This is a genomic window from Phaeobacter sp. JH20_02 (genome assembly GCF_048056915.1).
GTDB lineage: Bacteria > Pseudomonadota > Alphaproteobacteria > Rhodobacterales > Rhodobacteraceae > Phaeobacter > Phaeobacter bryozoorum.
In genome coordinates this window covers 22,702-45,488 of record NZ_JAYMVP010000017.1, presented here as the reverse complement: position 1 = coordinate 45,488, position 22,787 = coordinate 22,702, and the positions used below count along the sequence as shown (strand labels likewise).

29 protein-coding genes are annotated in these 22,787 nt (G+C 59.5%); 17 read left to right on the top strand and 12 right to left on the bottom strand.

Annotation, left to right across the window (positions count from 1 at the left end; translation table 11 throughout):
• The first annotated feature begins 44 nt into the window (after nt 1-44).
• On the top strand, nt 45-512 hold the full coding sequence (locus VWY34_RS04455) for a YbjN domain-containing protein (protein ID WP_416534658.1): 468 nt from the start codon (nt 45-47) through the stop codon (nt 510-512).
• 75 nt (nt 513-587) lie between these two features.
• Complete coding sequence (locus tag VWY34_RS04450; RefSeq protein ID WP_416544495.1) at nt 588-959, top strand: hypothetical protein; 372 nt, start codon at nt 588-590, stop codon at nt 957-959.
• Nucleotides 960-984: 25 nt separating this feature from the next.
• Here VWY34_RS04450 and VWY34_RS04445 read toward each other — a convergent pair whose 3' ends face one another.
• The 4 genes from VWY34_RS04445 to VWY34_RS04430 form a co-directional block, all read right to left on the bottom strand.
• The gene (locus tag VWY34_RS04445; protein WP_416544494.1) at nt 985-2,157 is read right to left on the bottom strand and encodes a lytic murein transglycosylase; all 1,173 of its coding nucleotides are present in this window, start codon (nt 2,155-2,157) and stop codon (nt 985-987) included.
• Nucleotides 2,158-2,196: 39 nt separating this feature from the next.
• The gene (cbiB, locus tag VWY34_RS04440) at nt 2,197-3,108 is read right to left on the bottom strand and encodes an adenosylcobinamide-phosphate synthase CbiB (RefSeq protein ID WP_416544493.1); all 912 of its coding nucleotides are present in this window, start codon (nt 3,106-3,108) and stop codon (nt 2,197-2,199) included.
• Nucleotides 3,105-4,058 carry a threonine-phosphate decarboxylase gene (locus VWY34_RS04435; RefSeq protein WP_416544492.1) on the bottom strand — a complete coding sequence of 318 codons (954 nt, stop codon included), beginning with the start codon at nt 4,056-4,058 and terminating at the stop codon, nt 3,105-3,107. Before VWY34_RS04435 ends, cbiB begins: the two co-directional genes overlap by 4 nt.
• Nucleotides 4,059-4,466: 408 nt before the next feature.
• Entirely contained in the window at nt 4,467-5,441 is a 975-nt protein-coding gene (locus VWY34_RS04430; protein ID WP_416544491.1) for a glutathione S-transferase family protein, read from the bottom strand.
• A 311-nt stretch (nt 5,442-5,752) separates the two neighbouring features.
• Between VWY34_RS04430 and VWY34_RS04425 the strand changes: the two genes are divergently transcribed.
• Nucleotides 5,753-6,115 carry a hypothetical protein gene (locus tag VWY34_RS04425; RefSeq protein WP_416544490.1) on the top strand — a complete coding sequence of 121 codons (363 nt, stop codon included), beginning with the start codon at nt 5,753-5,755 and terminating at the stop codon, nt 6,113-6,115.
• A gap of 120 nt (nt 6,116-6,235) precedes the next feature.
• Here the strand turns inward: VWY34_RS04425 and VWY34_RS04420 are convergent, their stop codons facing one another.
• On the bottom strand, nt 6,236-7,408 hold the full coding sequence (locus tag VWY34_RS04420) for a MalY/PatB family protein (RefSeq protein WP_416544489.1): 1,173 nt from the start codon (nt 7,406-7,408) through the stop codon (nt 6,236-6,238).
• A gap of 97 nt (nt 7,409-7,505) precedes the next feature.
• Here VWY34_RS04420 and def (VWY34_RS04415) point away from each other — a divergent pair, with 97 nt between their 5' ends.
• From def (VWY34_RS04415) to VWY34_RS04395, 5 genes are all read left to right on the top strand, one after another.
• A complete protein-coding gene (gene def, locus VWY34_RS04415) occupies nt 7,506-8,027 on the top strand; it encodes a peptide deformylase (RefSeq protein ID WP_416534653.1) in 522 nt (173 codons plus the stop codon).
• Between the two features lie 72 nt (nt 8,028-8,099).
• Nucleotides 8,100-8,609: a peptide deformylase gene (def, locus tag VWY34_RS04410; RefSeq protein WP_416544488.1), complete on the top strand. Its 510-nt coding sequence runs from the start codon at nt 8,100-8,102 to the stop codon at nt 8,607-8,609.
• A complete protein-coding gene (def, locus tag VWY34_RS04405) occupies nt 8,606-9,103 on the top strand; it encodes a peptide deformylase (protein ID WP_340546529.1) in 498 nt (165 codons plus the stop codon). Before def (VWY34_RS04410) ends, def (VWY34_RS04405) begins: the two co-directional genes overlap by 4 nt.
• A gap of 71 nt (nt 9,104-9,174) precedes the next feature.
• Nucleotides 9,175-10,080, top strand: a complete 906-nt coding sequence (gene fmt, locus VWY34_RS04400) for a methionyl-tRNA formyltransferase (RefSeq protein WP_416544487.1) — start codon at nt 9,175-9,177, stop codon at nt 10,078-10,080.
• A 12-nt stretch (nt 10,081-10,092) separates the two neighbouring features.
• A complete protein-coding gene (locus VWY34_RS04395) occupies nt 10,093-10,329 on the top strand; it encodes a hypothetical protein (RefSeq protein ID WP_416544486.1) in 237 nt (78 codons plus the stop codon).
• A gap of 20 nt (nt 10,330-10,349) precedes the next feature.
• Here VWY34_RS04395 and VWY34_RS04390 read toward each other — a convergent pair whose 3' ends face one another.
• From VWY34_RS04390 to VWY34_RS04360, 7 genes are all read right to left on the bottom strand, one after another.
• On the bottom strand, nt 10,350-10,973 hold the full coding sequence (locus VWY34_RS04390) for a trimeric intracellular cation channel family protein (protein WP_340546532.1): 624 nt from the start codon (nt 10,971-10,973) through the stop codon (nt 10,350-10,352).
• Nucleotides 10,970-11,437, bottom strand: coding sequence for a ribonuclease HI (gene rnhA, locus VWY34_RS04385; RefSeq protein ID WP_340546533.1), 468 nt, complete (start codon nt 11,435-11,437; stop codon nt 10,970-10,972). Before rnhA ends, VWY34_RS04390 begins: the two co-directional genes overlap by 4 nt.
• Nucleotides 11,430-12,029, bottom strand: coding sequence for a class I SAM-dependent DNA methyltransferase (locus VWY34_RS04380; protein WP_416544485.1), 600 nt, complete (start codon nt 12,027-12,029; stop codon nt 11,430-11,432). Before VWY34_RS04380 ends, rnhA begins: the two co-directional genes overlap by 8 nt.
• A complete protein-coding gene (locus VWY34_RS04375) occupies nt 12,026-12,478 on the bottom strand; it encodes a DUF3429 domain-containing protein (protein ID WP_340546535.1) in 453 nt (150 codons plus the stop codon). Before VWY34_RS04375 ends, VWY34_RS04380 begins: the two co-directional genes overlap by 4 nt.
• Nucleotides 12,475-13,092, bottom strand: a complete 618-nt coding sequence (locus tag VWY34_RS04370) for a LysE family translocator (protein WP_416544484.1) — start codon at nt 13,090-13,092, stop codon at nt 12,475-12,477. The genes VWY34_RS04375 and VWY34_RS04370 overlap by 4 nt, the downstream gene beginning before the upstream one ends.
• A gap of 131 nt (nt 13,093-13,223) precedes the next feature.
• Nucleotides 13,224-14,174 (bottom strand): 4-hydroxy-3-methylbut-2-enyl diphosphate reductase, encoded by a 951-nt coding sequence (gene ispH / locus VWY34_RS04365; protein ID WP_416544483.1) that lies wholly within the window; start codon nt 14,172-14,174, stop codon nt 13,224-13,226.
• Nucleotides 14,175-14,363: 189 nt separating this feature from the next.
• The gene (locus VWY34_RS04360) at nt 14,364-14,933 is read right to left on the bottom strand and encodes an NYN domain-containing protein (protein ID WP_340546538.1); all 570 of its coding nucleotides are present in this window, start codon (nt 14,931-14,933) and stop codon (nt 14,364-14,366) included.
• A gap of 139 nt (nt 14,934-15,072) precedes the next feature.
• On the opposite strand from VWY34_RS04360, the gene folK reads away from it, so the two are divergent.
• The 9 genes from folK (at nt 15,073) to era (ending at nt 22,786) form a co-directional block, all read left to right on the top strand.
• Nucleotides 15,073-15,642 carry a 2-amino-4-hydroxy-6-hydroxymethyldihydropteridine diphosphokinase gene (gene folK, locus VWY34_RS04355; RefSeq protein WP_416544482.1) on the top strand — a complete coding sequence of 190 codons (570 nt, stop codon included), beginning with the start codon at nt 15,073-15,075 and terminating at the stop codon, nt 15,640-15,642.
• Between the two features lie 93 nt (nt 15,643-15,735).
• Nucleotides 15,736-16,089: a DNA-directed RNA polymerase subunit omega gene (gene rpoZ, locus VWY34_RS04350; RefSeq protein ID WP_061049565.1), complete on the top strand. Its 354-nt coding sequence runs from the start codon at nt 15,736-15,738 to the stop codon at nt 16,087-16,089.
• Between the two features lie 40 nt (nt 16,090-16,129).
• Nucleotides 16,130-18,262 carry a RelA/SpoT family protein gene (locus tag VWY34_RS04345; RefSeq protein WP_340546540.1) on the top strand — a complete coding sequence of 711 codons (2,133 nt, stop codon included), beginning with the start codon at nt 16,130-16,132 and terminating at the stop codon, nt 18,260-18,262.
• Between the two features lie 33 nt (nt 18,263-18,295).
• Nucleotides 18,296-18,949: a DUF2062 domain-containing protein gene (locus VWY34_RS04340; protein ID WP_340546541.1), complete on the top strand. Its 654-nt coding sequence runs from the start codon at nt 18,296-18,298 to the stop codon at nt 18,947-18,949.
• Between the two features lie 99 nt (nt 18,950-19,048).
• Entirely contained in the window at nt 19,049-19,810 is a 762-nt protein-coding gene (locus tag VWY34_RS04335) for a pyridoxine 5'-phosphate synthase (protein ID WP_416538338.1), read from the top strand.
• Between the two features lie 59 nt (nt 19,811-19,869).
• Nucleotides 19,870-20,301, top strand: coding sequence for a holo-ACP synthase (acpS, locus tag VWY34_RS04330; RefSeq protein WP_340546543.1), 432 nt, complete (start codon nt 19,870-19,872; stop codon nt 20,299-20,301).
• Between the two features lie 63 nt (nt 20,302-20,364).
• Nucleotides 20,365-21,201 (top strand): signal peptidase I, encoded by an 837-nt coding sequence (lepB, locus tag VWY34_RS04325; protein ID WP_340546544.1) that lies wholly within the window; start codon nt 20,365-20,367, stop codon nt 21,199-21,201.
• Nucleotides 21,198-21,884, top strand: coding sequence for a ribonuclease III (rnc, locus tag VWY34_RS04320; protein ID WP_340546545.1), 687 nt, complete (start codon nt 21,198-21,200; stop codon nt 21,882-21,884). The genes lepB and rnc overlap by 4 nt, the downstream gene beginning before the upstream one ends.
• Complete coding sequence (gene era, locus VWY34_RS04315) at nt 21,881-22,786, top strand: GTPase Era (protein WP_340546546.1); 906 nt, start codon at nt 21,881-21,883, stop codon at nt 22,784-22,786. Before rnc ends, era begins: the two co-directional genes overlap by 4 nt.
• Nucleotide 22,787: the final 1 nt, after the last annotated feature.

Genomic DNA, 22,787 nt, shown 5'->3' with positions numbered 1-22,787 from the left:
AGGCCTCTGGTTCTATCGTCGCCGCGACAATGACAGGATTTGCAATGAAATTTCTTTCTCTACTGACAGCCGCAGCCCTGGTCGCCATTCCTGGTCTGGGGCACGCTGAAAATATCCTTGCAAAGGATGCAACCACGCTTGCAAATTTTTTTGAGACTGAAGGGGTCGATTTTGAGGTCACAACTGACGATGTGGGCGACCCCAAGCTAAAGGTCGACTATTACGGCAATGACTTCTCAATCTATTTCTATGGCTGCGAGAACAATAGGAACTGCGATGCGATACAGTTCTTTTCGGGCTACCAGACGGATGGCGGCGTGCGCGTGGCGAAGATCAACGAATGGAACACGGAGAACCGCTTTGGCCGTGCTTATATCTCGGACGAGGGATCCGCTCGGGTTGAGCTGGACGTCTATCTTGGCAAAAGCGGGATGAACCCGGACGATTTCGCCGAGCTCTTGAGCTACTGGTCCAGGATCATACAGGAATTCGAAGAATTCATTGATTGGTGACCCATAAGGTTTCGTCACCGAAACGTGACAGATCAGACTCTGAAATACCGCTAGGCTGGCTGCATGAGATACCCCATGTTGCTGGCCTTTTATGTTTTCCTTGCTGCAGTTGCCGGCTTCGGTACCGTGTCGGCCCAAGACGGTGCGATGCGCAGCGGAGACCGACCTTTTGATGCCGAGGCCTTGGCGGCACTGCCCGGACGTTCCTTTGTCTTTTACGATGATGGCGAGGCGCTGTTCGGCTCGGATGGGGCCTACGCCTACACATATTCTGCGAAGAATGGCGGAGGTACGGCCTGGGGCAGCTACAGCGTCAAGCCGGACGGCCTCATATGCGTAACCTTTGTCAACGGCGCCTCACGCTGCGATCAATATGTGACAAACCGTGACCGCACGGTGGTAATCACCTCCGACGGTCAGAGGTTCCCGGTGCGCTCGACCCGGTGAATATCAGGGGTGCTGCACCAGCTGATCAGAGACGCGACAGCAGCGTTTCGGTCGGCCAGGCGTCGGCTGGTAAGCCCAGGCGCTCCTGCTCTTTTTGCACCGCGATCCGTGTCTTGGCGCCAAGGATGCCATCCACATCGCCGACGTCATGGCCCCGCGCGATGAGTTTGCGCTGAAGCTGTTCCATCTGCTTGGCCACAAGACCTGTATCAGGTGCGCCCGCATCATAGGGGGCGGCTCCTGACAGGCGGGTGGCGAAATATGCCGCCGTCAGCACATAGGTAAAGCTCTGGTTCCACTCGAAATAGACGTCGAAGTTCGGATAGGCCAAAAAGGCAGGCCCTTTGTGACCCTGTGGCAGAATGAGTGCAGCCTTGGTGCCGGTGGCTGCCAGCCGACCGGACCGGGACCGCACGCCCAAAGCCCGCCAATCGCCGACTGTCTGCTTGTGATGAACACCACTCAGGCGGAGGTCCAGATCTTCGGGGATTGTCACCTGCTGCAACCAGGGTTCGCCGGGCCGCCAGCCCAAATGCGACAACATCTTCGCCCCGGACATCAGCGCATCGGGAGCGGAGGTCTTGAGGCTGACGAGGCCGTCACCATCCGCATCGACCCCGTTTTCGAGGATATCGCCGGGCAGCATCTGCACCATTCCGATTTCGCCCGCCCAGGCGCCGGTGGTGCGGCGTGGATCAAAGTTGCCCTGACGAAACAGTTCCAGCGCCGCAAACACCTGCGGGCGGAACAGCTCAGGTCGGCGGCAGTCATGGGATAGGGTGACAAGGGCGTTCAGCGTGTTGAAATCCCCTTGAACGGCGCCGTAGTCGGTTTCGAAGGCCCAGAACGCAAGCAGCACGCTGCGATCTATGCCATAGGTCGTCTCGATCCGGCGGAAGGTCGTATCATATTTGCGCGCCATCGCCAGACCCCGGTCCAGCCGGTTTTTGGAAATCAGGCGCCGCGAAAATTCGATGAACGGTTTTTGGAATACACCCTGCGCGCGGTCCGCTTTCAGGACCGACTGATCCTGCCGAACACCTTCGAAGAACCGGTTCACCGTAGCGCTATCATATCCGCCGGTCAGCGCTTCTTCTTTCATCAACTGGACGAAATTGCGAAATCCGCCGCCACATTGTGCTTGGGCCTGAAGAGGGAGCAGGAATGAGACGAGGGCGAGAAGGCTGGGGCGCAACACGGTTGGCGTGTCCTTTTTGAGAGTGCTGCCCCTTGTTAGCTACAATAGCGCGGCAATGGCAACCGTTAGCGCAAGCCCCAGCGCCCAAGACATCCAAAGCAGGCGAACGCAACGGGTGATACTATGGGCACTGGCGCTTTTCGAGCCGACAGCATTGACCCAAGGAAAATCCTGCATTTTTCCATCGTAGGAGCGGGGCCCGGCCAGCGCGACCTGAAGCGCGCGTGCCATCGCAGCCTCGGGCCAGCCTGCATTCGGGGAGCGATGGCGGCCTGCGTCCTGTGCAATTTCGGGCCAGCTTGGCAGCACGCGACTAACGGCTGCGATCATCAACGCTGACAGCCGCGCCGGGATCAGGTTCAGCGCGTCATCCAGCCGTGCAGCTGCCCAACCAAAATTTCTGTGGCGCGGTGTTTTATAGCCAACCATGCTATCGGCTGTATTGGTGATCTTGTAGATCATCAGCCCGGGCAGGCCACCGACAAGAAACCAGAATGCGGGGGCGATCACCCCGTCGGAGAAATTTTCGGCACCGCTTTCGATGGCTGACCGCGCGATCTGCGGGGTTGTCATGCCGGTGGTATCGCGGCTGACGATCATAGAAACCGCCGTACGACCCTCTGCGAGATCGTGGCGCAGGCCGTGGGCAACAGCTTCGACGTGTTCGCAAAGCGATCGTTGTGCCAGCAGAACCGCAGCTACCAGAAACTGCATGACCGGCCCAAACAGCGACAGAACCCAGCCAAGCCAGCCTGCCCCAAGAACCAGAAGGACGATGGCCAGAACACCTTTGGCCTTGCGTTGTTTGCCGGTGTTGAGCGACCGGTCGGTAAGCTCAACCGCACGCCCCATCAAAACCGCAGGGTGCGGCAGCCGCGTCCAGAGCCAGCGTGGTTCGCCAAAAACAGCATCCAGCAGCAAGGCCGGTATCAGCAGTTCCGCAGTTGTCACAGAGCCGCCTCAAGCCTCGCCCAGCCATCCCCTGTGGGCAGGCCGAGACGCAGATAGTTTTTTGAATAGGGGAAAATACGCGTCCAGATATGTGCGCGTGCAAGCTGGGTCTGCCAGGCCGCAGCGTCGTCCACATCATATAGGCGGAACAAATCGGTGCCACCGACAATCTGGGCGCCCTTGGCGATGAGCATCTGATCCAGGCGCTCGGCATCCTGCCGCAGCCTCAGCCGTGTGGTGGTGGCCCAGTCCTCGTCCCGCAAGGCCTGCGCGCCGATGCGCAAGGCCGGACCGGAGACCGCCCAGGGGCCTTGCCAAGCTGCCAGACCGTCGATCAGGCAGGGGTCGCCGATAGCAAAACCAAGCCGCAGGCCCGCGAGGCCCCAGAATTTGCCGAAACTCTTGAGGATGATAACGCCCGGGCGATCTGCAAGATGAATAAGGCTGTCCTCAGGGCAGACATCGCAAAAACTCTCATCAATCACGACCAGCGGGGCCTGTGCATCCTCAGCACTCCACCGGCGTCCGTCGGGATTGTTTGGATGGACCAGAACCCGCGCCTCTGCCGGGCCCCCGGCGACGGTCTGCCACCCGTGAGTGGTAAAGGCAGCGGCATGTTCGTTATAGGTCGGTGGCGTGATCTGGACCCACCGTGGGTCAGCCAAGGCCGGAATGGCGGCAATCAGCGCCGAGGCGCCCGGGGCAGCGAGGATTTTTGCATCTTTCGGCACCTTCCAGAAGGCGCGCGCTGCGGCAACCAGATCGGCCTGTGCCGCCTGGTCGGGCAGGGCACCCCAATCCGCGGATGTCAGGCCAGTGACCGGATATGGCACGGGGTTGATCCCGGTCGAAATATCGACCCAATCTCTGGCTACACCACCATATTCCGAAATAGCGGCACTAAGGTTGCCGCCGTGGTCCCGCTGAGGGACCTCTGTCAGATCCAGCATGCCTGTCATCTTGGGCCTTAACAAATGAACCAGAACCGAGGGCCAAGAAAACCGCTGACCCAATACCGCCGTATGGAGCAGCAATGACGAGAAAGCAACCATAGCCCCATGCAATCAACAATTCGCTAATCTCGGGGAGATTGCGGCGCGGAAAATCTGGCTATGGGTGTGCTTGGCGAATACCCGACAATAGGGACGTAATATCTCGTTTGCCGGAAACCGGCTGTCCGGGAGCAACTGCCGATTCCCGCATCGACGGTTGTGATCGCCGATCACAGCGGCAAGGAACATCCATGGGCGACAATCCGGGAACCACGTGAGGATTGTAGCCCGCGCATTCGGCGTACCACGAATGCGCGGTTGCAGGCAGGCACGGCAGCAACCATGCGACAGTGGCAGGCTGGCAGGTCAGCCGCGGCCGTGATGCGCCATCCAGTCGATCTGCGGGTTGATCGGGATGATCCGATGCGGGTTGATGGTCTCATGGCTGTAATGATAGTGGCGCACAATGTGATCCATTCCGACGGTGCCAGCCACGCCCGGCCATTGATACAGCGCGCGAGTATAGGCCCAGAGATTCGGATAATCGATCAGCCGTCGCCGATTGCATTTGAAATGCAGGTGATAGACCGGATCAAAACGGACAAGGGTGGTGAACAGCCGCCAGTCTGCCTCGGTCAACACGTCGCCAAGCAGGAAACGATGTTCGGACAGGATGTCTTCCAGCCAGTCGAGGGTCTCGAACAGCGGCTCAACAGCGGCGTCATAGGCCTCCTGCGTGGTGGCAAACCCGCATTTGTAAACCCCATTGTTCAGGGTGGAATAGACCCGATTGTTCACGGCTTCGATCGGTTCGCGCAGTTCTTCGGGCCAGTAGTCATCATCATTGTGGCTGATGCCGTCGAAGGCGCTGTTGAACATGCGGATGATGTCGGCGCTTTCATTGGAAACGATGGTATTTTGCGTTTTGTCCCAGAGGATTGGCACGGTGACCCGACCGGAATACTGTGGGTCGGCGCGGGTGTATATCTGGTGGAGATGATCATTCCCGAACAGCGTGTCACCCGTCGCGCCATGGTCGTCCTTGGCAAAACTCCACCCTGAGTTCAGCATATCCGGGTGTACGACCGAAACGCTGATATGATCTGCCAGCCCTTTGAGCTGGCGGAAGATGAGCGCACGATGCGCCCATGGACAGGCCAGCGAGACATAGAGATGATAACGCCCGCTCTCCGCGGCAAAGCCTCCTTTGCCGGTTGGCCCGGCCAGACCATCTTTGGTGATCCAGTTTCGAAATTGGGCCTGCGAGCGTTTGAACGCGCCACCGGTTGATGCTGTGTCGTACCATTGGTCGTGCCAGACGCCATCAATCAAGAGGCCCATCACCGTCTCCTGTATGCTGTGAATACATATGTCGAGAGGTAACCTAGGTTGAGCGGGGGCGCGCGCCCATCGCAGTTTACGCGCATCATCCCTGCGCCAGTGCACAGCTGCGACAAGGGGCGTATCCAGCCTGCAACGCGCAGATCAAAAGTGGTGCTGCGCGCAAGATGTGGAAATGACTCAAAAAGTTCACTTGATTTTATCCTTTCCAAGTTCACACTTGTGGTGAACCGGGCAAAACGCCCGCTCGCGCTGGAACAATTATCGCCATGCGATGACGCCAGCGTTTGCCAGATCGAAAGGTCACTGCGATGACGACATTTGTTCCGAAGTCTGTGCTGGACGCGCTGGATGCCGCGCGGCTGGATGGAATGAAACGCAAGAGCCGCCTGCGCGTGTCTGTAGACGATCACATGTTTCCGGTCTTGCGCATGTGGAAAGACGGCTTTTCGATCGAGGCAGCAGATGCACCGCAGCTGCGGGGCCTGGTTGATCTGTTTGACGGCAGTCGGCATCTGTCCCAATGCCTGATCGTTGCCTCTGATGAGGAGGGCGGCGAAATGCGGTATGAGTTCAAACGCGCAACACCGGCCTCGGACAAGGCACCATTGGATTTCTACCGTGCTCCGGACGCGCCGGTGGGGCTGATTGCACAGGATGACCTGCGGCTCTGAGCCGGGCGAATTTGCTTGGGTATATTGATATTTGATTGGAAAACGGGGGCCTTAAATAGAGCCCCAGTTTTTTTCTCCTCGGTCTCGCGTATCTGAGCGAGACCGATTTTCCACCCGGCATTATTGAAGGTCGGCGAATGCCCTGCGCAGACGCTCGCAGGCCTCTTCGACCCGTGCGCGCTGGGTGCCTAGGTTGAACCGCAGGAAGCTGCCGCCACCAGTTCCAAAACTTGGCCCGTGGTTGGCAGCAATCTTCGCGTCGTTTTCAACCCGTGCGGTGAACTCCTCGCGGCTCATGCCAGTGCCGGAGAAATCGACCCAGGCCAGATAGGTCGCTTCCAGCCGGGTTGAATGTAGACCGGGGATCTCGTTCACGGCGGCATCGAAGATCTGCCGGTTGCGGTCCAGATAGGGCACCAGTTCATCCACCCAGGCGGCGCCTTCCGGAGAGTAGGCGGCAGCCGTTGCCCATTGGCCGGGAGAGTTCGGCGACAACGCCAGCGCCAGCATCCGGCGGGAGAATTTTGCGCGCAGATCGGGATCGGGAATGATGACCTGGCCGGTGTGCATACCGGCAAAGTTGAACGTCTTGGACGGCGCGGTCAGCATCAACAGGCGATCGGTGATATCCGGTGCCGCGTTTTGCATCGGGATATGAGTTGCACCGTCGAATACCAGATCGTGATGAATCTCATCGGAGAGCAGGATCAGATCGTGCCGCTTGGCAAAATCGGCAACGCCGCGCAGTTCATCCTGGGTCCAGACACGGCCGACCGGGTTATGGGGAGAGCAGAGGATGACCATCTTTTCCGAACCGGTCATCTGCGCATCATAGGCCGCAAAATCCATTTCGTAGCGCCCATCGTTGACGGCAAGTTCGCATTCGACCACCTCACGTCCGGCGTTGCGAATAACCTTGGCGAAGGCGTGATAGACTGGCGTGAACAGCACAATGCCGTCACCCGTTTGCGTATAGGTATCCAGACACATACCGACGCCGTTCACTAGACCGGTTGTCGTGAAAATCGCGTCGGGGTCGACCGACCAACCGTGACGGTTCTGCATCCACCAGCAGATTGCGGACCGGTAGGGGCTGTCGCAATTCACATAGCCATAGACACCATGGTCGGCCATTTCCCGCATCTTGTCGGTCACGACCGATGGCACTGCGAAATCCATATCGGCCACCCACATCGACAGACCTTTGTCTCGTGGCACGCCATAGAGATCCTCCATCATGTCCCATTTGATGCAATGTGTATTCCGGCGGTCAATGATCTTGTCAAAATCCATGTCTGAACTCCCGTTGTTCAGGGGCGAAGCTAACGGCAATCCAGCGACACGCAAGGGGGCCGTTGCAGGGCGGGCGTCAATGGCCTAAATCAGCGGCATGAAACGACCGATCCTGATCCATCCTGATCCCCGCCTCAAGAAGGTATGTGCAGCTGTTCCCGACCTTTCGGACGCATTGCGCACGCTGGCCGACGACATGCTGGAAACCATGTATGCTGCGCCGGGTATCGGCCTTGCAGCGCCGCAGATCGGCGTGCTGGACCGCCTTATCGTGCTGGATTGTGTCAAGGAAGAGGATGGCCCGGCCCGCCCTCTGGTCATGTTCAACCCAGAAGTGGTTGCAGCATCGGATGACATCAATGTCTATGAGGAAGGCTGCCTGTCCATTCCCGATCAATACGCCGAGGTGACACGCCCCAAGGTGGTTGACGTCGAATGGATCGATCGCAACGGCAATCCCCAGCGGGAAACCTTTGATGGTCTTTGGGCGACCTGCGTCCAGCATGAGATCGACCATTTGAACGGTAAGCTGTTCATTGATTACCTGAAACCGCTGAAACGGCAGATGATCACACGGAAAATGCAGAAACTGAAGCGCGAGCGCGGACGCGGTAGCTGACGTTGGGCGGGTGGCTCCGTCTGTGGACGAGATGGCGTACGTCGGCTGCTTTGACCCGGAAAGGTGGACAAGATGACGGTTCTCCAGATCAGGGCTTGGCCCGACCCGGTGCTGAGCACCCCAGCTCCGCCGGTGACTGACCCATCAGAGGTTGCGGATCTGGTGCGCGATATGCTCGATACCATGTATGCCGCGCCGGGTCGTGGACTGGCCGCGCCCCAGGTCGGTGTTCTGGCACGGGTATTTGTTATGGATACGACCTGGAAGGAAGGCACGCGCGACCCGCTGGTCTGCCTGAACCCAGAGATCATCGCCCTTTCCGATGAGATGGCGACACGCACCGAGGGGTGCCTGTCGATCAGGGGCCTCAGTCTCGATGTGACGCGCCCAGCCTGGGTAGATCTCGGTTGGACCGACATGGAGGGCGTGCGCCATCAGCGCCGGTTTCACGGGTTTGCTGCGGCTTGCGTGCAGCATGAATACGATCATCTTGATGGTCGTGTCACTTTTGACCGGGTGGACCCAGAGGCGCGCGATGCGGCCCTTGCCACCTATGAAACTAATCTGGAGACACCCCGATGACCGTGCGCCCCTGCCTGCCCTGGCCCGACAAGCATTTGCGCAGCCGCGCCGAGGACGTGAGTGAAATCACCGAGGATACGCTGACCCTCTGGCAGGATATGATCGACACGATGGAGGCAATGCCCGGTGTTGGCTTGGCCGCAAACCAGATCGGCGTCCTGCAGCGACTGGCAGTTGTCGACGGCTCCAGCGAACGAGGGCGCGCTGTCCGGCTGGCGAATCCCGAAATCCTGCATGCTTCGGTCGCGCTGCGGGAACATGAGGAGGCCAGTCCCAACCTCCCCGGCGTCTCGGCCAAAATCAAACGACCGCGCGCGGTGACCGTGCGATATATGGATGAAACCGGCGCGGTGGTCGAACGGGATTTCGTCGGGATCGAGGCCACCAGCGTGCAACATCAGATCGATCACCTGAATGGCCGTATGTATTTTGACCGGCTGTCGAAGGTGAAACGCGATATGCTGATCCGCAAGGCGAAGAAGCTGAATGGCTGAGACACGTGCGGGGACAAACCCGCGGTTCGGGGCCTGTTTCAGGCGAATGGATTGAGAGTAAGGGGCAGCGGATGCGTATTGTTTTCATGGGGACGCCGGAGTTTTCGGTTCCGGTACTGGATGCGCTGGTTGACGCGGGTCATGAGATTGCTGCGGTCTACTGCCAACCGCCCCGTCCGGCCGGGCGCGGCAAGAAGGATCGACCAACGCCGGTTCATGCCCGCGCGATTGAACTGGGTCTTGATGTCCGTCACCCGGTCAGCCTCAAAGGGGCCGAGCAGCAGGCCGAATTCGCGGATCTACGGGCGGATGTCGCGGTGGTCGTGGCCTATGGTTTGATCCTGCCACAGGCGGTGCTGGATGCGCCCAGACACGGCTGCCTCAATATCCACGCGAGCCTGCTGCCGCGTTGGCGCGGAGCGGCACCCATTCACCGAGCCATCATGGCGGGCGACAGTCAAACTGGCGTCTGCATCATGCAGATGGAGGCGGGGCTTGACACCGGCCCGGTCCTGCTGCGCGAAGCGACCGAGATTGGCCCGGAGGAAACCACCGCCCAGCTCCATGATCGGCTGTCGGAAATGGGGGCAGACCTGATCGTCCGTGCCCTGGACGGGCTGTCTGACCTGACACCTGAGGTGCAGCCGGACGCGGGCGTGACCTATGCCCATAAGATCGACAAGGCCGAAGCCCGCATCGACTGGCAACGCTCCGCGGTGGAGGTTGATCGGACGATCCGCGGGTTGTCTCCGTTTCCCGGTGCCTGGTGCGAGATTGAGGGTCAGCGCGTAAAGCTGTTGGCATCCCGCGTTGTCGACGGGGCCGGCGCGGCGGGAATCGTTCTGGACGATGCGCTGCGGGTTGCCTGTGGTGAGGGCGCGGTTGAGCTGTTGCGATTGCAGCGGGCAGGCAAGGGAGCACAGGAACGCGAGATTTTCCTGCGTGGCTTTCCCGTAGCCCGCGGCACACAGCTTTAAAGGGAGGCGGATATGTTTCTGGCCCTGTTCGGCAGCGTCGTTATTGCCGGGATCGTCGGCTACCTGGCGGAGCGCACCGATTTTACCCACAATGGGTATCTCTCGTCGATCATCATCTGCGTTGGCGGCGCGTTCCTGTTCCATTTTGTGGTGATCATGTTTGGCGTCGGCTTTCGCGCACCGGGTTGGAACGCCATTGCCGCATCCGTCGGCGCGTTGATCATCGTGCCGTTTCACTGGCGCCGCTGAACCTGCCTGCCGACTGTTGCTCAGCTGCGCGGCGGGCGTGAACGATAAACTGGCAGATGCCAGCCAAACGCGATTGAGCCCGCCCGCAAAACCCAGCAGACCACCGCGCAGGCCACAAGCGCCCAGCGGGTCGGCAGGCCAAATGCCATGCTGACCACCGCCGTAATCGCGCCTGCCATGGCGCATGAGATATAGAGCTCGCCCTGTTTCAGCACCAGCGGCACTTCATTGCAGACCACATCACGCATCAACCCGCCCAGGGTGCCTGTTGCCATGCCCATCAGCACAACGATCACCGGCGTCTGGCCGGTTAGCAAGGCAGCGCCGGTGCCCGCCGAAACTGCGATTGCCAGTGCAAAACTGTCGAGCCAGACAATCCAGCGCAGCCGACTTTCCACCAAATGGGCGGTGAAGAAGACAATCACCGCAGTCACCGCCGCCAACAGGATTATCGTAGAATCGCCGATCCAGAACACTGGGTTGCGATCCAGCAAAAGATCCCGCACCGTCCCTCCGCCGACGGCGGTCAGGCAGGCCACGAAAGCAAAGCCGACAATGTCGAGCTGTGCCCGGCTGGCCACCAGGGCGCCGGAGGCCGCAAAGACCAGAACGGACGCATAGTCCAGAAGGGTAAGGATGGTCATGCCTTTGCTTTGCCAGTCTTGAACGGGGCCATGCCTGCACGCGCAAGTTCATCGGCGCGTTCGTTCTCGGGATGGCCTGCGTGGCCTTTGACCCATTCCCACGTGACCGTGTGACGGCGCTGCGCCTCGTCCAGACGTTGCCACAGCTCAACGTTTTTCACGGGTTTCTTTGACGCGGTCTTCCAGCCATTTCGTTTCCAGCCGTGGATCCAGCCGGTGACACCGTTTTTGACGTAGGCTGAATCGGTCACCACGGTGAGGGTAGAGGGGCGCGCCAGGCTTTCCAGGGCATTGATCGCTGCCAGCAGTTCCATCCGGTTGTTGGTGGTCTCGGCTTCGCCGCCCTGCAGTTCCTTTTCCTTGACAACAGTGTCGCCGTCCATTGCGCGCAGCAAAACCCCCCAGCCACCCGGGCCAGGATTGCCGGAGCAGGCGCCATCCGTGTAGGCGAAGAGATCAGCCATGACAGGCCACCGAAATCCAGCGCGCCATGGCGCCGTCCAGCCCTGCGTTTTCGCCGGTGGTGCGGTTGTCCGGGGTGAACCCAGCAGTGCGCAATAGATCGATCAATTCGTCTTCCTCGTAGTAGGTATAATATCGCCCAAGGGCATCGCGGGCCTCGCCCTTACCGAGCTTTAGCGCGATGTAAAAGGGCCGACCTGACCGCAGCGCCAGCCGGATGGCCCTCAGGTGACGCGGAAAATCGGCACGCGGCGCATGTAGCAGACTGAAATTGGCCCAGATGCCATCATAGATGTCGCACCCCGACAGCTCATCAAAACTAGCGAGACACGTCTCAACACCCGGCATATGTTCCGCCAGTGCGATCATTTCCACGGAAGCATCCATCGCCACAGGGCGCAACCCGGCTGCGGCCATAACCGCGCTGGAGGTGCCGGGACCGCAGCCCAGATCCAGCACCCGTGCGTTCGGCGGGCAGGCAGCGATGAACTCGTGCAGGCGTGGGTCTTCTCGCAGGTGTGTCTGGTTCCGGTCAGCATAATCCGCAGCCTTGTTGTTGTAGATCTCCAGTGTCTCGCGGTCAGGCCCGCTCACAGGTAGACACCGACGGCGAGGCTGGCGACCACGATGCCGGTCAGCAGAAGGCGCAGCTGCATCCACCATGATGGGGTCAGACGCCAGACGTAAAAGGCATAATCCAGCAGCAACAGGCCGGCAAAGCCGTAGATCAGGTTTATGCCCGCGCTGGTCGGTCCACCGCCGGTCATGAAAAATGCCCAAAGCGCTGGTAGCACCGACAGGGCATAACCAGTTGCCGCCTGCATACCCGATGTCTTGGTCGCAAATCCCCAGAGCACGCCGGACATGAAGCTGAGGATCACAGAGCCATAGAACAGCTGCACATATGGGCCGACAAACCGCGCCCCAAGATGGCTGGCACCCCAGACCTGCAACGCCGGGATCTGCGTGGTGAGTGCTCCCCAGACGAATGGGATCAGCCCGGCTAGCCCCAAGACCAGCGGTGCCGGTGGTATCCTGCTCATGCCCGTTCCATCGCCAATCGGGCCGCCAGCGCGGCAAACAGCGCAGCAAAGCTGCGGTTCAGCCATTTGACCACGGTGTCCGACCCCAGGATCAAGCTTCGCGCCTGCGCTGCAAAGAGCCCGTAGAGCAGAAAGACACCAAAAGTCATGGCCATGAAAATCAAGCCGAGCACGACCATCTCCTGTGTCGCTGTTGCGGCCGCGCCTGACAGGAACGGCGGGAGAAGCGCCAGAAAAAACACCGAAAGTTTTGGGTTCAGGATGTTGATCAGGGCGCCGCGCTTGGCGATCCTTAGACCATGATCCGGAGCAGCAGGCGCGCCGGACAATGACAGCGCGCCGTCAGTTTTAAGCATTTGCCAGGCCAGATACAGAAGATACAGAACGCCCGCAATCTTCACCGCCTGAAACAGCACCGCCGAGGTGTGCAGAACCGCAGCCAGCCCCAGTGTCGCAGCCACAAGATGGGGCACGATGCCAAAGGTGCAGCCGACCGCTGCCCAAATCGCTGCACGCCGCCCCTGACCAAGACCAAGCGCCAGCGTGTAGAGCACACCGGTCCCTGGCGCGAGGACGACGACAAATGCGGTGACCAGAAATTGCAGTGAAATCAATTGACCAGCTCCTTATGATAGACAAGGTGGTTCAGGCCAAGGGTAATCGGCTGCCGGTCAGTTGCAAGACAAAGAAATCCGCAGACCGGCAAAGCGGCTACGTCATTATCGTTTGCAGGGGACAAGCCACCTCAGGCTGTTTCCCGCAGAACCCGGGGAACTTTGAACTCAACCCGTTCAATCGCGGTTTCCACCAGCTCGACTTTTACCTCGAACCGCTCGCGGAAGGCATCAATGACTTCGTTCACCAAGAGCTCGGGCGCAGAGGCACCAGCGGTGATCGCGACCGAGGAAATTCCCTCAAGCGCGCGCCAATCAATGTTTTCGGCCCGTTGTACCAGCTGTGCATATTGGCATCCCGCCTTGGCGCCAACTTCGACCAACCGTCGTGAGTTCGATGAATTGGGAGCGCCGACAACCAATAGGGCATCTGCCTTCGGGGCGACTTCCTTGACGGCCTCCTGGCGGTTGGTGGTAGCATAGCAGATGTCTTCCTTGTGAGGGCCGACAATATTCGGAAACCGAGCCTGAAGTGCTGCAACAATATCCTTGGTGTCATCGACCGACAGGGTCGTCTGGGTGACATAAGCGAGATTGTCAGGATCGCGAACCGTCACTGTGGTGGCATCATCCGGGGTTTCCACCAGCAGCACTTCTCCCTCGGGCAGCTGTCCCATGGTGCCAATGGTTTCAGGATGTCCCTTGTGACCGATCATGATCATCTGGAGCCCGTTTTCCGCATGACGCTGCGCCTCGATATGAACCTTCGACACCAGCGGGCATGTGGCATCGACATAGATCATCTGGCGCCGGTCTGCCTCGGCCGGGATCGACTTCGGGACGCCATGTGCTGAAAAGATGACCGGCCGATCATCGGGGCATTCATCCAGCTCTTCAACGAAGACGGCCCCTTTGTCGCGCAGCCCGTCAACCACATATTTGTTGTGCACGATCTCATGGCGCACATAGACAGGCGCCCCCCATTTCTCGAGCGCCATTTCGACGATCTTGATCGCCCGGTCGACACCGGCACAAAAGCCGCGCGGCGCGGCGAGATATAGCGTGAGGGGGGGCTTGGTCATCGCGGTCTCCTTATCGCTCAGAGCTAGGGCTTTCTGTCGGCGAGGTCCAGCCCCGTGGCAATTGATTAAGCGGCGGTCCCTGGGACAAGGAAACCAAAAACAGCGCAAGCAAAAGCCCGCAAACAATGAATATCACTGCTGCGGGCCATGTCTGGGTCGTGGTGGCCTCCGGCAGGCCACAGATCTGTATCAGCCGGTGGCGGCTGATACGGAGCGCGGGTCACTTTGTTCGCGGGGAGGGCGGCCGATCACGTCCTTCAACTCTTCCAACTCGATGAAATTATCGGCCTGTCGGCGCAGCTCGTCCGAGATCATTGGCGGCTGGCTGCGGATGGTGGAGACAACGGAGACGCGCACACCCTGCCGCTGCAGGCTGGCGATCAACGGGCGGAAATCACCATCACCGGAGAACAGCACGATATGGTCCACGCGGGGAGCAAGTTCCATGGCATCGACCGTCAGCTCGATATCCATATTCCCCTTCACCTTACGCCGACCCATGCTGTCGGTATATTCCTTGGCTGGTTTGGTCACCATGGTGAAACCGTTGTAATGCAACCAGTCAACCAATGGCCGGATCGGAGAGTACTCATCATTTTCCAGCAGAGCTGTGTAGTAAAACGCGCGCAACAACTTGCCCCGGCGCATGAATTCCTGCCTGAGCAACTTGTAATCGATGTCAAACCCAAGCGCCTTTGCTGCCGCATATAGGTTCGATCCATCGATGAACAGCGCGAGCCGTTCGTCCTTGTAAAACATCAAATATGTCCTTCCGGTAGGTCCGTCCCAGCAGTGAGGTTCCGTGAGTGAATGCTGAAATACGCTAAAACGGGTGGACTTAATGTAGGTTATTTGACATTTGCCGCAAGTGTATCGGGATTAAGAAACGAGGGCAAAAATGACCGAATTCCGGTCAGAGGCGCTTATCGCCATGGGGGGGAACCTGCCTATCGGCGAACAGTCGGTTGAGCATACCCTCATAGGGGCTGTTGGGCAGTTGTCCGAATCAGACATCAGCCTGAGGGCAATCTCGCGCTTCTATCAAACGCCTTGCTTCCCGGCGGGCTCGGGTCCTGACTATGTGAACGCAGCGATTGCGATCGGCACAAACCTGCCCCCGCGTGAACTGTTGGATCTGTTGCATGAGGTGGAGGCGGATTTTGCCCGCCGACGTGTGCAGCGCTGGGGCATGCGGACACTGGATCTGGATCTGGTCGCTTATGACGATCTGGTCTGTCCGGATGTGGCGACCTTCCAACGGTGGAGGGATCTGCCACTGGATCTGCAGATGAAAGAGGCGCCGGGCCAGCTGCTGTTGCCGCATCCCAGGCTTCAGGATCGTGGCTTTGTGCTGGTGCCGCTGCGCGATGTTGCACCTGATTGGCGCCATCCGATTCTGGGTCAGACCGTGCGTCAGCTCTGTGCGGCGCTGCCAATGTCCGATTTGACCGAGATTTCGCCGGTCTGAGCCGCCAATGCGCCCCATTCGGCGCTTGTCAAGAGAAAGCTTTGGTTTTAGAAGTCACCCTTCTGGACTTATTTTTGATTTGGAGAGTCGCCCATGGCCCGCGTGACGGTTGAAGACTGCGTAGACAAGGTTCCCAACCGCTTTGAGCTGGTGATGCTCGCAGCGCATCGCGCTCGTGAGATTGCCGCTGGTGCGCCGCTCACGGTTGAGCGTGACAACGACAAGAACCCCGTCGTGTCCCTGCGTGAGATCGCTGATGAAACGCAGAGCGCCGACTCCCTGCGTGAGCGTCTGATCGAAAGCAACCAGACCCAGATCGAGGTTGATGAGCCGGAGGATGACTCGATGGCCCTGCTGATGGGCGCGGAAAGCGACAAGCCTGCCACGGATGATATGTCGGAAGAGAAACTGCTGCGTGCGCTGATGGAGGCGCAAGGGCAGGGTTAAGACGTCGCAAGACATAATGAGCTGAGGCTGCGGACCGGAAATGATTTCACCAGAAGACCTGATTGCTCTGGTCCGCAACTACAATCCCAGGACCAATGCGGACAGGATCGCTGATGCTTATGCGTTCGGCGAACAGATGCACGACGGGCAGTTCCGCCATTCGGGTGAGGCCTATTTCACCCATCCCGTGGCGGTTGCTGCCATCCTGACAGAGCAGCGGCTGGATGACGCCACGATCATCACGGCGCTGCTGCACGACACCATCGAAGATACCAAGGCGTCTTACGACGAAATCGCCAGCCGCTTTGGCAAAGAGGTGGCGATGCTTGTTGATGGTGTCACCAAGCTGACCAATCTCCAGCTGTCCAGCCGCGAAACCAAACAGGCAGAAAATTTCCGCAAGCTGTTCATGGCAATGTCCAAGGACCTGCGGGTTATCCTCGTGAAGCTTGCCGACCGTCTGCACAACATGCGCACCATCAAAGCGATGCGCCCGGAGAAACAGGCCCAGAAAGCCCGTGAAACCATGGATATCTACGCGCCACTGGCTGGTCGCATGGGGATGCAATGGATGCGCGAGGAGCTGGAGGATCTGGCCTTTCGCGTGCTCAATCCAGAAGGTCGCCAGTCAATTATCCGCCGCTTTGTCACGCTACAGCGGGAAACCGGCGATGTGATCCATCGGATCACCGGCGACATGCGGGCCGAACTGGAAAAGACCGGGATCGAAGCCGAAGTTTTTGGCCGCGCCAAGAAACCCTATTCCATCTGGCGCAAGATGCAGGAAAAGGATCAGGGCTTTTCGCGACTGTCCGATATCTACGGGTTCCGCATTATCACAACGAGCGAGGAAGACTGTTACCGGGCCCTGGGCGCCATACATCAGCGTTGGCGTGCTGTCCCTGGGCGGTTCAAGGATTACATCAGCCAGCCAAAGTCCAACGGCTATCGGTCGATCCATGCAACCGTCTCCGGGCGCGACGGCAAGCGGGTAGAGGTGCAGATCCGCACCCGGCAGATGCACGATGTGGCAGAAACCGGTGTGGCGGCCCATTGGTCCTACCGCGATGGCGTGCGCTCTGAGAACCCCTTTGCGGTTGATCCGGCCAAATGGATTGCGTCCCTGACGGAGCAGTTTGATGCGGAGGAGGATCACGATGAATTCCTCGAAGCCGTCAAACTGGAGATGTATTCCGACCAGGTGTTCTGCTTCACTCCCAAAGGCGATGTGATCAAGCTCCCAAAGGGCGCTACTCCGATCGACTACGCCTATGCCATTCACACCCGCATCGGCCACGCCTGTGTCGGGGCCAAGGTGGATTCGATCCGCGTGCCGCTTTGGACACGCCTGCGCAATGGCCAGTCGGTTGAGATCATCACTGCTGAGGGCCAGACCCCGCAGGTAAGCTGGCTGGATATTGCAACCACCGGCAAGGCGCGTACTGCGATCCGCCGTGCCCTGCGCGAGGCTGACCGCGCCCGGTTCGTGAAATTGGGCCACGAGTTGGCGCGATCCGCGTTTGAACATGTCGGGCGCAAGGCCACTGACAAGGCGTTGGAGACGGCGGCCCGTGCGCTTCGCGTCAGCACGGTCGATGAATTGCTGGCCCGTTTGGGGGCTGCGGTACTCACCGCGCATGATGTGGTTCAGGCGGTCTATCCGGAACTGGCCGCTGACAACAGCGATGAGGTTTCGCCGCGTCGTGCGGTGATTGGTCTTGAGCCGGGGCAGAGCTTCGAGCGGGCCCCCTGCTGCCAGCCACTGCCCGGCGAACGTATCATCGGCATCACCTATCGTGGCCGGGGCGTTGTGGTCCACGCTGCAGATTGCGACGCTTTGGGAGAGGTCGAGGATCAGCCCGAACGCTGGGTCGATCTGCACTGGCATAGTGGGACCCACCCCGCAGTCTACGGCGTGACGCTGGAGCTGACGATTGGCAATGACGCCGGTGTCCTGGGACGTATTTGCACATTGATCGGCGAAAAAAAGGCCAATATCTCCGACCTTGAATTTGTCGATCGGAAACCAGACTTTTACCGGCTGATGATTAATGTCGAACTGCGGGATGTAGAGCAGTTGCATTCGCTGATGTTGATGCTGGAAGCAGAGAGCGATGTCGCCGCCGTTGCACGGTACCGCGATGTGCCGGAAAGCCGCCCAAAGCTCGGGTAGCCGTTCAGTAGGATTTGGGAAGGACGCGAACCTTTGGTATTCAGGCGCCGTGATAGACGTCCGCCTCTGCGCGCGGTTGCCGATTTCCTGTGGCCGCGGGGCGGGTGGGGGCGCGCGTTTCACTATGTGAAGCATCGTGTGCGTCGTCTGCCCGATTCGCCGGAGCGGATCGCCCGCGGTGTCTGGGCGGGGGTATTCACCACCTTTACCCCATTCTACGGGATGCATTTCGTTGTGGCCGCGATTATCGCGCGGCTGATGAACGGCAATATCCTCGCCGCCCTCAGCGGCACGTTTTTTGGCAACCCGCTCACCTATGTGCCGATCGGCGTTGCCTCTCTGCAGACCGGCCACTGGATCCTTGGGACAGAGTTCGACGCCGATGTCGACAAGTCTCTGGTCGGGAAATTTCTGGCCGCCGGGAATGATCTTTTTGACAACCTGATCGCTTTGGTAACTGATCGACCGGCGGATTGGCAGGGGCTGACCCTGTTCTACCACGATGTGTTCTATCCTTATCTCGTCGGTGGCGTGATCCCCGGCCTCATCACCGCAACCGTCTGCTATGTGCTGAGTGTACCGGTCATCCGCGCCTATCAGCAGCGCCGCCGCACCAAGATCAAGGCTAAGTTCGACGTGATCAAGAAACGCGCCTCGCTGGACGCCGCAGACGACAGCAGCAGCTAAGCCGCTGCCAAACTGCGCGATTTGGCGGTTTCCGGGCTTGCCCTTGCCAGCGCAACCCCTAGTGTCAGGCAAAAGGCACTCAATTGGGAACTGCGATCCATGGCACAGACTTCCTCGCACAACACAGACCTGCGGCTTGGCGTGAACATTGACCACGTGGCCACCGTTCGCAATGCACGCGGCGGCCAGGTACCTGATCCGGTGCGCGCTGCCAAGCTGGCCGAGGAAGCCGGAGCCGACGGGATCACCGCCCATCTTCGCGAAGACCGCCGTCACATCACCGATCGCGATATCGACGGGCTGATGGAAGCGTTGAGCGTGCCTCTGAATTTTGAGATGGCCGCAACCGAAGAAATGCAGAAGATCGCCCTGCGCCACAAACCCCATGCGGTTTGTATCGTGCCGGAAAAGCGGGAAGAACGCACGACCGAGGGGGGGCTGGAAGTGGCCCGCGAGGAAAACAAACTGGCCCATTACATCGCGCCGTTGCGCGATGCCGGGTGCAGGGTGTCGATCTTCATTGCCGCTGACCAGCGGCAGATCGAGGCGGCACATCGCATCGGTGCTGAGGTGATCGAGCTGCATACGGGTGCCTATTGTGAGGCTCATGCCGAGGGCGATTTTGCCAAGCGCGATGCCGAGCTGGCAGCCCTGCGCGAAATGTCCAGCTTTGCCCATTCCCTGGGGCTGGAGGTTCACGCGGGCCATGGTCTGACCTATGATTGTGTGCAACCGATCGCAGCTTTTCCAGAGGTGCGCGAACTGAACATCGGCCATTTCCTGATCGGCGAGGCCATCTTCAGAGGGTTGACCCCGGCCATCGCCGAAATGCGCCGCCTGATGGATGAGGCGCGCGTCTAGGACAGCCACCGACGCCCACGGGTCTTGCCAGTTCCGGTCAGATCGCCTTTGATCGGGGCATGATATTGGGCGTTGGCACTGACTTGGCAAATATCGAGCGTATTCAGCGCACTTTGGACCGGTTTGGTGACCGGTTCAAAAACCGTGTTTTCACCGAAATCGAACAGCGCAAGGCCGAGCGGCGCATGGATGTCGCCGGAACCTATGCCAAACGCTGGGCTGCCAAGGAGGCCTGCTCCAAGGCACTCGGCACCGGGTTGCGGATGGGAATCGCCTGGAAAGACATGGCCGTTTCCAATCTGCGCAGCGGCCAGCCGGTCATGCATGTCACCGGCTGGGCCGCAGATCGGCTGGCAAAGATGACTCCCCCGGGTCACGAGGCCATCATCCATGTCACATTGACTGATGATCATCCCTGGGCGCAGGCTTTTGTCGTCATCGAAGCGCGCCTAATCACCAGTGAACCGCTTGCGACGCCGGGCGATGCTTGACTTACCCGGAGCGGCCCCGCATGTAGCGCCGGACCCTTGTTTACAGTTAGACCGGAGAGCCTGATGACGGCCAAAGCAACAGTCGGAAGTTCGATCCTTGAGACGGTCAAGACCATTGTCTACGCCCTGCTGATCGCAGGTGTATTCCGCACCCTGTTCTTTCAGCCGTTCTGGATCCCTTCGGGCTCGATGAAGGAAACCCTGCTGATCGGCGACTTTCTGTTCGTGAACAAAATGGCTTACGGCTACTCTTCGGCGTCCTGCCCCAGCCTGAAATTCCCCAGCGTCGGCATCGACATCGACAGCAGTGATATCTGTGGCTTCCTTGACGGTGATAACTCGCGCATCTGGGCCGATGAACCCGAACGCGGCGATGTCGTTGTCTTTCGCCACCCGGTAAACCAGAACGATTTCATCAAGCGGCTGGTTGGCTTGCCGGGGGACAAGATCCAGGTCAAAAACGGCGTCCTGCATATCAATGGCGCGGCTGTTGCCCTGCAGGATGCAGGCGAGTTCGAGGAGCTGATGGCGCCGCAGGGACCTGCCGGATCTTATCCTCTTTGTGAAAACGCCCCTGTGGGTGAAGGGGCAACCTGCACGAAATCCCGCCAGATCGAAACTCTGCCGGGCGGCAGTCAGCACGTTGTGCTCAACATCGGCAATCAGGGTATGGATCACACAGGCATTTATCAGGTGCCTGCTGGTCACTATTTCTTCATGGGTGACAATCGCGACAATTCCTCCGACAGCCGACTGCCGCAATCGGCCGGTGGTGTCGGCTATGTGCCTTTCGAAAATCTCATTGGTCGCGCAGATCGGATCATGTTCTCCTCGGCTGGCCGGTCGATGCTGTTTTTCTGGACCTGGCGCGCGGATCGCTTCTTCAAGGGGATCGAGTGAAACTCTCTAAAGAAATGCGCGCGTTTGAGACGCGGATCGGCTATCATTTCTCCCAGCCGGCACTCTTGGTGCGCGCCCTCACACATGCCTCGGTCTCGTCTCCGAACCGGCAGGACAACCAGCGGCTTGAATTTCTGGGCGACCGGGTTCTGGGGTTGGTGATGGCGACGGCGTTGTTGGATACGGACAAGACCGCAACCGAGGGCCAGCTGGCGCCACGTTTCAACGCCTTGGTGCGCAAGGAAACCTGTGCCGATGTGGCACGGGAGATTGATCTGGGGGCCGTGCTAAAACTGGGCCGCTCCGAGACCATGTCAGGCGGTCGACGCAAACTGGCCTTGCTGGGGGATGCAATGGAGGCGGTCATCGCCGCAGTCTACAAGGACGGTGGTTTTGAGGCCGCCCAGCAGTTGATCCTGCGGCTCTGGGGCCATCGAATTGGCCGGGTCGAGGCGGATGCGCGCGATCCCAAGACCACATTGCAGGAATTTGCTCAGGCGCGCGGAGAGCAGCCGCCCACCTATGTACTGGTTGAGCGCAAGGGTCCCGACCACCAGCCGGAATTTACCATCTCCGTGCAGCTGCAGGACGGCACCGAAGGCCGCGCAACCGCCGGATCAAAACGTCAGGCCGAACAGGCCGCAGCCAAATCTCTGTTGGCTCGATTGGAGCAGGAAAAATGACCACACGCGCCGGCTTTGTTGCCCTGATTGGTGAGCCCAACGCGGGCAAATCCACCCTTCTCAACCGTATGGTTGGGGCAAAGGTGTCGATTGTAACCCATAAGGTGCAGACCACTCGCGCCCGCATCCGCGGTGTCGCCATGGAGGGGGAGAGCCAGATCGTCTTTGTCGACACGCCTGGTCTGTTCCAGCCGCGGCGGCGTCTGGACCGCGCGATGGTTGCTGCCGCCTGGGGTGGAGCTGCGGACGCTGATGTGGTTGTTCTGATGGTTGAGGCGCATCGTGGTATCACCGAAGGGGTAGAGCGCATCCTGGAAGGTTTGGAGAACATCGGCGAGGGGCGCAAGATTGCCCTCGCAATCAACAAGATCGACCGTGTTCAATCCGAAGTGCTTCTTGGCCTGACCAAGGAACTCAACGACCGCTACCCCTTTGCCGACACATTTATGATCTCGGCCGAGAAGGGCCACGGTGTCGACCATCTGCGCAGCTGGCTGGCGGAGCAGCTGCCAGAAGGCCCGTGGCTCTACCCTGAGGACCAGATCGCCGATCTGCCAATGCGGATGATCGCCGCAGAGATGACCCGCGAGAAACTGACCCTGCGCCTGCACCAGGAACTGCCCTACCAACTGACGGTGGAAACTGAAAACTGGGAAGAGCGCAAAGATGGCTCCGCCAAGATCGACCAGATCATCTATGTCGTGCGCGATGGTCACAAGGGCATCATTCTGGGCAAGCGTGGCGAGACCATCAAGGCTGTGAGCCAGGCGGCGCGCGCTGAGCTGGAAGAGTTTCTGGACCGCAAGGTGCATCTCTTCCTGCAGGTGAAGGTCCGCCCGAACTGGCTGGAAGAATCCGAGCGCTATTCCGAGATGGGCCTCGATTTCAAGGACGGGAATTGAT